Source organism: Empedobacter sp. UBA6745, from assembly GCF_002453775.1.
GTDB classification, from domain to species: Bacteria; Bacteroidota; Bacteroidia; order Flavobacteriales; family Weeksellaceae; genus Empedobacter; species Empedobacter falsenii_C.
The window spans coordinates 167,228-174,921 of the sequence record NZ_DKHL01000004.1; the positions used below are offsets into that span (position 1 = coordinate 167,228).

General features: G+C 31.7%; 6 protein-coding genes. 3 read left to right on the forward strand and 3 right to left on the reverse strand.

Annotation, left to right across the window (positions count from 1 at the left end):
* Positions 1 to 18: 18 nt before the first annotated feature.
* Positions 19 to 801: a zinc transporter ZupT gene (gene zupT / locus B4H69_RS02285; protein WP_291092578.1), complete on the reverse strand. Its 783-nt coding sequence runs from the start codon at positions 799 to 801 to the stop codon at positions 19 to 21.
* Between the two features lie 159 nt (positions 802 to 960).
* Between zupT and B4H69_RS02290 the strand changes: the two genes are divergently transcribed.
* A complete protein-coding gene (locus B4H69_RS02290) occupies positions 961 to 2,256 on the forward strand; it encodes a mechanosensitive ion channel family protein (protein ID WP_038333147.1) in 1,296 nt (431 codons plus the stop codon).
* 15 nt (positions 2,257 to 2,271) lie between these two features.
* Here the strand turns inward: B4H69_RS02290 and B4H69_RS02295 are convergent, their stop codons facing one another.
* Positions 2,272 to 4,542 (reverse strand): DUF2339 domain-containing protein, encoded by a 2,271-nt coding sequence (locus B4H69_RS02295; protein ID WP_291092581.1) that lies wholly within the window; start codon positions 4,540 to 4,542, stop codon positions 2,272 to 2,274.
* A 117-nt stretch (positions 4,543 to 4,659) separates the two neighbouring features.
* Here B4H69_RS02295 and porQ point away from each other — a divergent pair, with 117 nt between their 5' ends.
* Positions 4,660 to 5,685 carry a type IX secretion system protein PorQ gene (porQ, locus tag B4H69_RS02300; protein WP_291092583.1) on the forward strand — a complete coding sequence of 342 codons (1,026 nt, stop codon included), beginning with the start codon at positions 4,660 to 4,662 and terminating at the stop codon, positions 5,683 to 5,685.
* Between the two features lie 51 nt (positions 5,686 to 5,736).
* A complete protein-coding gene (gene cmk / locus B4H69_RS02305; RefSeq protein WP_280046535.1) occupies positions 5,737 to 6,423 on the forward strand; it encodes a (d)CMP kinase in 687 nt (228 codons plus the stop codon).
* Here the strand turns inward: cmk and B4H69_RS02310 are convergent.
* On the reverse strand, positions 6,413 to 7,342 hold the full coding sequence (locus tag B4H69_RS02310) for a glutaminase (RefSeq protein ID WP_221856736.1): 930 nt from the start codon (positions 7,340 to 7,342) through the stop codon (positions 6,413 to 6,415). The two genes, cmk and B4H69_RS02310, sit on opposite strands and share 11 nt — an antisense overlap.
* Between the last annotated feature and the right edge of the window lie 352 nt (positions 7,343 to 7,694).

Genomic DNA, 7,694 nt, shown 5'->3' on the forward strand with positions numbered 1-7,694 from the left:
TGGGAAGTTTTTTTGTTTTTACATAAAAAGTACAAGACTAACCGCCATTACAAACATTCCGATTACAATTCCGTAAGTTGATAATTTTTTTCCAGCGTATTCATTAGCGGTCGGAATTAATTCATTAATCGAAATATAAACCATCATACCTGCGACACTCGCGAAGATTGCTCCGAAAATTGATTCATCAAAAAATTGTAACAATACAAAATAGCCAATTAATGCGCCAATAGGTTCTGTTAATCCTGATAAAAAAGAGTATAGAAATGCTTTTTTTCTATTCTTTGTAGCGTAATAGATTGGAATAGCAACGGCAATTCCTTCTGGAATATTATGAATAGCAATAGCTGATGCAATAGAAATTCCGTAAGTTGGATTTTCTAAAGCGGACAAAAAAGTTGCTAATCCTTCAGGAAAATTATGAATTGATAAAGCTAAAGCTGAAAATAATCCCAAACGTAATAATTTCTGATCGTTTGTTTCTGTTTTATTTTCTTCGCAATGATGATGAGGTAATAGTTTATCGATCAAAATAATGATTAAAATTCCAGCAAAAAATCCCAATAAAGAATATGTGTAACCTAATTTTTCTCCAAAAACTGTTGATAAAGAAAATTTTGCTTTGGTCAGAATTTCTACAAATGAGACATAAAGCATTACGCCAGCAGAAATTCCTAACATTAAACCTAAGAATTTTGGATTGAATTTTTTGTATAATAAACACAAAAGACTTCCAATTCCAGTGCTAATTCCGGCAAGAAAGGTTAAACTAAAAGCAAATATCAACGGGTTTGAAAACATTAATTTTAATAAATAAGTTAGATTAATCTAACAAATATAATCTTTTCATTGTTTTGAACCAAGATAAATTAAGAAACCAACAAATTTCAATGTAATTTATCAGTTGTTGTAAATTATGAAAAGGATAAACTTATTTTTGTTGCATTAGTTTTTATTCAAATGGAACTTTTAGACGAAAATATTCAAAGCGATGTGTATCGCTCAATGCTCGAAATGATTGCCAAATTGGGATTATCGAGTTATTCTACTACAATAATGACAACAATTATTCTATCAATTTTGTTAGTTATTATATTGTATGCGATCGATTTTTTATTACGAAAAGTGTTACTACTCGTTTTAACCAACTTTATTGCAAAAAGTAAAACCAAGATTGACGATTTATTGATTAAGAACAGGGTTTTACAATTCGCAACACACATTGTTCCTGTAATTGTCGCCAAAGAAGCGATTCCACTTATCTTCAAAGGATTTCCGAATTGGATCAAAATTGCGATGCAAATTACAGATGTTGCATTGGTAATTGCTGTTGGGTTGTTGTTTAATGCAATTTTTAAATCGTTCAGAGATTTTCTTCGAGGTAATAAATCTTTTTCGGATAAACCAATTGATAGTTATCTGCAAGTGATGAATATTTTGGTTTTCTTTGTTTGCGGAATCCTAATTTTTTCGATTGCGACAGGGAAATCGCCTATTACCTTTTTGGTTTCTTTGGGAGCGGCTTCGGCGGTTTTGATGTTGGTTTTTAAAGATTCGATATTAGGTTTTGTGGCGAGTATTCAGGTTTCAATGAATGATATGGTGCGCGTGGGAGATTGGATTGAAATGACGAAATATGGCGCTGATGGAACGGTTACCGAAATTAATTTAGGAACGGTAAAAGTTCAGAATTTTGATAAAACAATTACAACAATTCCGACGTATGCCTTAGTTTCAGATTCGTTTCGTAATTATCGCGGTATGCAAAATGCTGGTGGACGACGAATAAAACGTTCGATAAATATTAAAATGAATTCGATTCGATTTTTGACAGAAGAAGAAATTGAAGAATTGAAAAAAATTCGAATGTTACACGATTTTATTGTAGATAGAACGAATGAAATCAATCAATATAATGTCTCGAATAAAGTTGATCCAACGATTTTGGCGAATGGAAGACGAATGACGAATATTGGTCTTTTTCGACAATATATCAAGACATATACCTATAATAGTCCAAAAATTAGAACAGATTTGATGTTCGAGGTTCGGCAACTTCAACCAACCGAACACGGTTTGCCAATTGAGTTATTTATGTTTACAAATACAACAGTTTGGAACGAATATGAAGTGATTATGGCTGATATTTTCGATCATATTATTGCGGTTGTTCCATATTTCCATTTAGAGATTTTCGAGTCGCCTTCTTCGGATGATATGCGTGTAATTGCTGAAGCATTGCAAAGAAATAATTAACAAAGAAGCTGAACATTATTGTTCAGCTTCTTTGTTTTCGCTCGGTTTTTCCATCAAATTAACCATCAAATTTTTTAGTTTTTGATACATAAAAGAAGTTAATAAGGTTAAAATTCCTAAAACAATAAAAGATATTATTCTGAAAATATTGCTCATTTCCCAAACATCAACAAAATATAATTTTAGAATAATCAATCCAAATAATATAATTCCAACAATAGGAAAACCTTTCAGTTGTTTTCTCAATCCGAAATAAATCAATACAAATCCTAAAACTGCCCAAATAATTGGTAATAATATCATTCGGAAAATATCAGCTTGATGCGAAAAATTAGAAGAAGTTTCGTCAAGTGTTATCAACATAAAGCCATTGTATTTCTCGAAACTAATCACATAAACTAAGACAAGCATGCTGATGATTTGTTTTGCTTTGGAGCTTTGGAAATCGCTACTTTTTACAACTAAATAAATAATGTAAGCTGTCGGAATGAGATAACTCAAATAAAGAAAATAACTACCGATGTTGTAATTTATTTTGCTTGGTAACAACGGAATTTCGGCAAACATTGGTAAAAATAGAATGCAGAAAGCTGCAGAAATTTGTAAAACAAGTTGCAAGGTATTTCCTAAATTTAGTTTTTCGCGCAGCGCTAAAACAAATGCAATAAAGAATAATGTATAAATCAATACATAACTTACAATCATCATAAAGTTGAAATAAGGTTCGATTTGGTAAATTAATTCGAACAAAATTCCTGTGTACATCAATAAAAGTGATGTTGAGATGAAAATAAATTTGGAATGATTGAGCTTAAAACCTAAAAATTGTTCTTCGGTTTCGAAATCTTTCATCAAATATATATTCGCAATAGAACAAATTAATGCAATAAAACTTGTGATGAAAACGTGATTAAAAATTACGGCTAAATGTTTTTTAGTATCAATATAATCAAACCAATTGACGCATAAAGCAATCAATAAAAATGGAAACATCGCAATGAAAAAGACTTTGAAAATGTTTTCTTTACTTTTTTTCCAAAGAAATAGTAATAAAGTTGATTCAATCGCGAAACAAATCGAAACGACATTTGCTTTAAATTGTAAGGCAATTGCAGTTGTGATAAGCGCAATACTCAAACCGATTAAGGTATTTTGTAATAAATTATTTTTAGATGTTTTGTAGATGTAAAATGCACCGAAAGTATTTATCAATGCAAATAAGAAAGCCATCAAACCATTATTATTTCCAATAATAAAATAATAAACCGAAGAAATTAAAACGGTTGATAAAATGGTATTGAAAATAAGTAAAAGGCAATTCCAAACCGAAAATTCTCCTTTTTTGAAATAATTCAACAGACTTGTTGCCGTAAAAATAACGTAAAGCAAGCCAAAGAAAAGATATTGCGTTGAGGTTTTGGAATCGTCAATCCACGCAATACTATATATAAAGGTAAAAGCAAACGCGATAAATGAAATGATTTGCCAGTTTTTTCGCCAAGCCATGTAAAGCATACTTAGATTCAAAATCGTCAAATAACCAAATAGAAATACAAAATTGCTTTCGCCTGTACTAATCATCAATGGAGCGGTAAAACCACCAATAATCGAGAAAATGGCTAAAACTTGTCGATTATATAACATCGCCATCACGATAGAAAAAATCGTCACAATTGTTAATAATCCAAAAGTGGTATTCTGAGAAAGTAAATGATATTCTCGGAAGGCGATGGTTAAGGTGAAATATAAAACGGTTAATCCACCTCCAATTAAGATGGAAGAAAAGATTTCAAAATTTTTCCGAATAAAATGAGCAATTCCAATAATTCCTAAACCAACTCCAATTCCAATCATCACGCGGAAAGTTTCGTTGATCCAATTTTGATCAATTGCATATTTTACGAAATAAGCGATTCCTAGAACTAAGGTTACAATTCCGAAAATCGTCAAGAAATTGTCTTTGATAAATGCAATTGCATTGTTGAGATTTTTATCAAAACTGCTTTCAGTTGTTTGTCTTGGTGGAATTTCGTCAAAAATACGTTTTGGCGTTTCGACTTTATGATAGGAAACAACTTCTGGTTGAGGTTCATTTTTTTTCTCTTCAACTATTTTTGGTTGCTCAACAATTGGTTTTGATTCAGTTTTAATTTCTTTCGCATCTAATTGCTCTTGCAAATGTTTTAGTTTAGTTTCTTGATAATCAAGTTGTTTTTTCAGTTGCGAAACTTTATTAAACAAAATCACAATCAATATGAATATAATAATGGCAATAAAAAATTCCATAAAGTGTTTTTTAGGTAAATTGAAGTTAAGCTTTTTTTCAGAAAGCCTAAAATTTTGTTTTGCATATACCAAAATCATTCTGTTTTCGTTATTCTACAAAATCTTTATTTTTGCTAAATGTTTAAAAAGCTAAGTACATTATTGTTTATCGCGCTATCGACTTCGATTCTTGCGCAAGATGGAACGCGTGTTTACGAGTTTTTGAACATTACAACTTCTCCACGTCAAGCGGCTTTGGGAGGAAATGCAGCAACTTCGTGGGATGCTGATCCCAATTCTTCTTTGTGGAATCCTGCGTTGATGAACCGAGAAATGCATGGTCAATTCGGAATCAATTATGTCAATTATATTGCGGATGTTGATTTCGGAACATTTTCGACGGTTTATGAAATCGATCAAGAAAATTTTGTTTCTGTTCATGGTCAATATGTTGATTATGGAAAATTAATTGGAACTGACGAAAATGGAAATGTAACAGGGAATTTCAAAGCAAATGATGCCGCAATTACAGTTGGTTATGCACGTGTTTTGGGCGATTATTGGACAGTTGGAGCAAATATAAAATACATTAATTCTACTATCGAATCATATAAATCCTCAGCAATTGCTGGAGATGTAGGTCTTTCGTATCACGATTTCGATAAAAATATCAATGTTTCGCTGGTAGTGCGTAATATCGGTCAACAAATTCAAACGTATAATGGCAAAAAAGAAGACATGCCAACGCAAGTTAATTTGGGAATTTCTCATCGATTAGAACATGTTCCGTTAGAATTTACGTTTTCTTTGCACGATTTACAGAAGTTTGATATTTCCCAACCTTATAATAAAAACGGACAAGAAGTTTCTGCTGGAAGAAAAATGATTGATCACCTTTCGGTTGGAGCAGAGTTATTTCCCGAATCTGATTTTAATATGCGTTTAGGATATAATTTCAAACGTGGAAATGAATTAGCAGCCGAAGGAATTCGTTCTCTATCTGGCTTAACGTATGGTTTTGGAATTCGTATAAATGCGTTCCGATTTGAGTTTAGTCATGCGAATTACCACAAATCTGGAGGTTCTAATCACTTTGGTTTGATTCTCAATTTAGACCGAATTATTCAAGGTCGAGATTATTGGAGAAGTAATCCTTGGTTATAAAAACTTTTCAAACAACTATAAAATCTTATCTTTGTCTTCAATTCTATATAGATGAAAGAAAATTTAATTATTGCAATCGACGGATATTCTTCTACAGGAAAAAGTTCGATGTCAAAAATTATTGCAAAAAATCTTGGTTATACACATATTGATAGTGGTGCAATGTATCGCGCTGTGACTTTGTATGCGTTTCAACATCAGTATATTGTCGATAATAAAATTGATGAGCAAGCATTAATAACCAACTTATCTGATATCAAGATAGAATTTCAACAAGATCTTACGACTCAAAAGAATCTTACCTTTTTGAATGGAGAAAATGTGGAAGCAGATATTCGTACGATGGAAGTTTCTAAAATGGTTAGTCCAATTTCTGAAATTCCTGCTGTTCGCGATTATTGTGTAGCGCTTCAGCAGCAAATGGGAGAAAAAGGAGGTATTGTGATGGACGGTCGAGATATTGGGACAACTGTTTTTCCTAATGCAGATATCAAAATTTTTGTCACAGCTTCACCGGAAGTTCGTGCACAACGTCGCTTTTTAGAATATCAACAACAAGGGAAAAATATTCCTTTGGATGAAGTGTTGAAAAATGTGAACGAAAGAGATTATATCGATTCTCATCGCGCATATTCTCCACTTCGTAAAGCTGATGACGCAATCGAAGTTGATAATTCGGACATGAATTTGGAAGAAACGGTGAATAAAGTGATGGAGATTATTAATTCTAAAAAATAGAATCCTCTGTTGCGGTTGTAAATTCTTCCAGAAATTTCATTCCTCGATAAGAGTTTCCTTTTAAGTTTAGTTTAGGACTCCAAACTGAAACAATGTAATATTTAGGCATAATTGCAACAATTCCTCCGCCAACACCACTTTTTCCTGGTAATCCAACTCGAAAAGCAAATTCGCCAGATTCATCATAGAAACCGCAAGTTTGCATAATAGCGTTGATTCGTTTTGTTTGACTAATGTTCAAAACTTGATAATCATCAAACAAGTTTTTTCCTTTATTTGCTAAAAAAGAGAAAGTTTTACTCAATTCCATACACGACATTTCAATCGAACAGATATAAACATACAAATCCAGAACTTCATCAGGAGAATTATGAATGTTGCCCAAGGATTTGATAAAATTTGTCAAAGCTGCATTGCGATAAGCGGTAGAAAATTCACTTTTTGCAATTTTATCAGAATATTGAATAGAATAATTACCAGAAACCTTTTTAATAAAATCCAAAAAATATGCTTTCGGATCATCACAAATATCAATTAAGATGTCGCAAACTACTAAAGCACCTGAATTAATAAATGGATTTCTAGGAATTCCTTTGTCAGTTTCTAATTGCAACAATGAGTTAAAAGGCGTTCCCGAAGGTTCTACATCAACTCTTTCCCAAATTTTCTCGCCAATTTCTCTATAAACTAAAGCCAAAAGCAACACTTTTGAAATACTTTGAATCGAGAATTTTTCTTCACAATCACCAAATCCAAATTGAAGTTGATCCGTAAACAATAAAGAAACTCCAAATTTCTCGCCATCTATTTTAGATAATTCTGGTATATAGTTAGCCGTTTCACCTAAATTCTCTTCTTCAATTACTTTTAGGTAAATCTTATTTATTATCTCAAAATATTCTTTTTCTTTCGAAATCATCGCGCATATTATATATATAGTATGAATGTAAATCTATTTTACACGTTAAACAAAATTAGAAGTTTATTTATTTTTTTAATTAAATGTATCCCGTTTCACGGAATTTCTCCCGAGTCACTCCTTCTAAAGTGTCCTTTTTACTTTTCTTTTGTTCAAGAAAAGCAAAACGTCTAATCATTTTCTGCGGTAAAAACGGGCTTTTCCCGTCTAAAATTATCGATCTCTCGTTTTAAACCTAAAAAAATCAAAAAATATTTCTCATCATACCAGTAACTTAAGAGAAGAATGTAAAATAAATGTAAATTATGTTTGGAAAAGCAGAAAAAGGGTACGTATATTTGCAACCTCAATA

Bases quoted from the DNA above. Each gene is read 5' to 3' on its own strand.
- B4H69_RS02290 (WP_038333147.1), top strand. From the start codon at position 961: ATGGAACTTTTAGACGAAAATATTCAAAGCGATGTGTATCGCTCAATG.
- B4H69_RS02295 (WP_291092581.1), bottom strand. From the start codon at position 4,542: ATGGAATTTTTTATTGCCATTATTATATTCATATTGATTGTGATTTTG.
- B4H69_RS02310 (WP_221856736.1), bottom strand. From the start codon at position 7,342: ATGATTTCGAAAGAAAAAGAATATTTTGAGATAATAAATAAGATTTAC.
- porQ (WP_291092583.1), top strand. From the start codon at position 4,660: ATGTTTAAAAAGCTAAGTACATTATTGTTTATCGCGCTATCGACTTCG.
- zupT (WP_291092578.1), bottom strand. From the start codon at position 801: ATGTTTTCAAACCCGTTGATATTTGCTTTTAGTTTAACCTTTCTTGCC.
- cmk (WP_280046535.1), top strand. From the start codon at position 5,737: ATGAAAGAAAATTTAATTATTGCAATCGACGGATATTCTTCTACAGGA.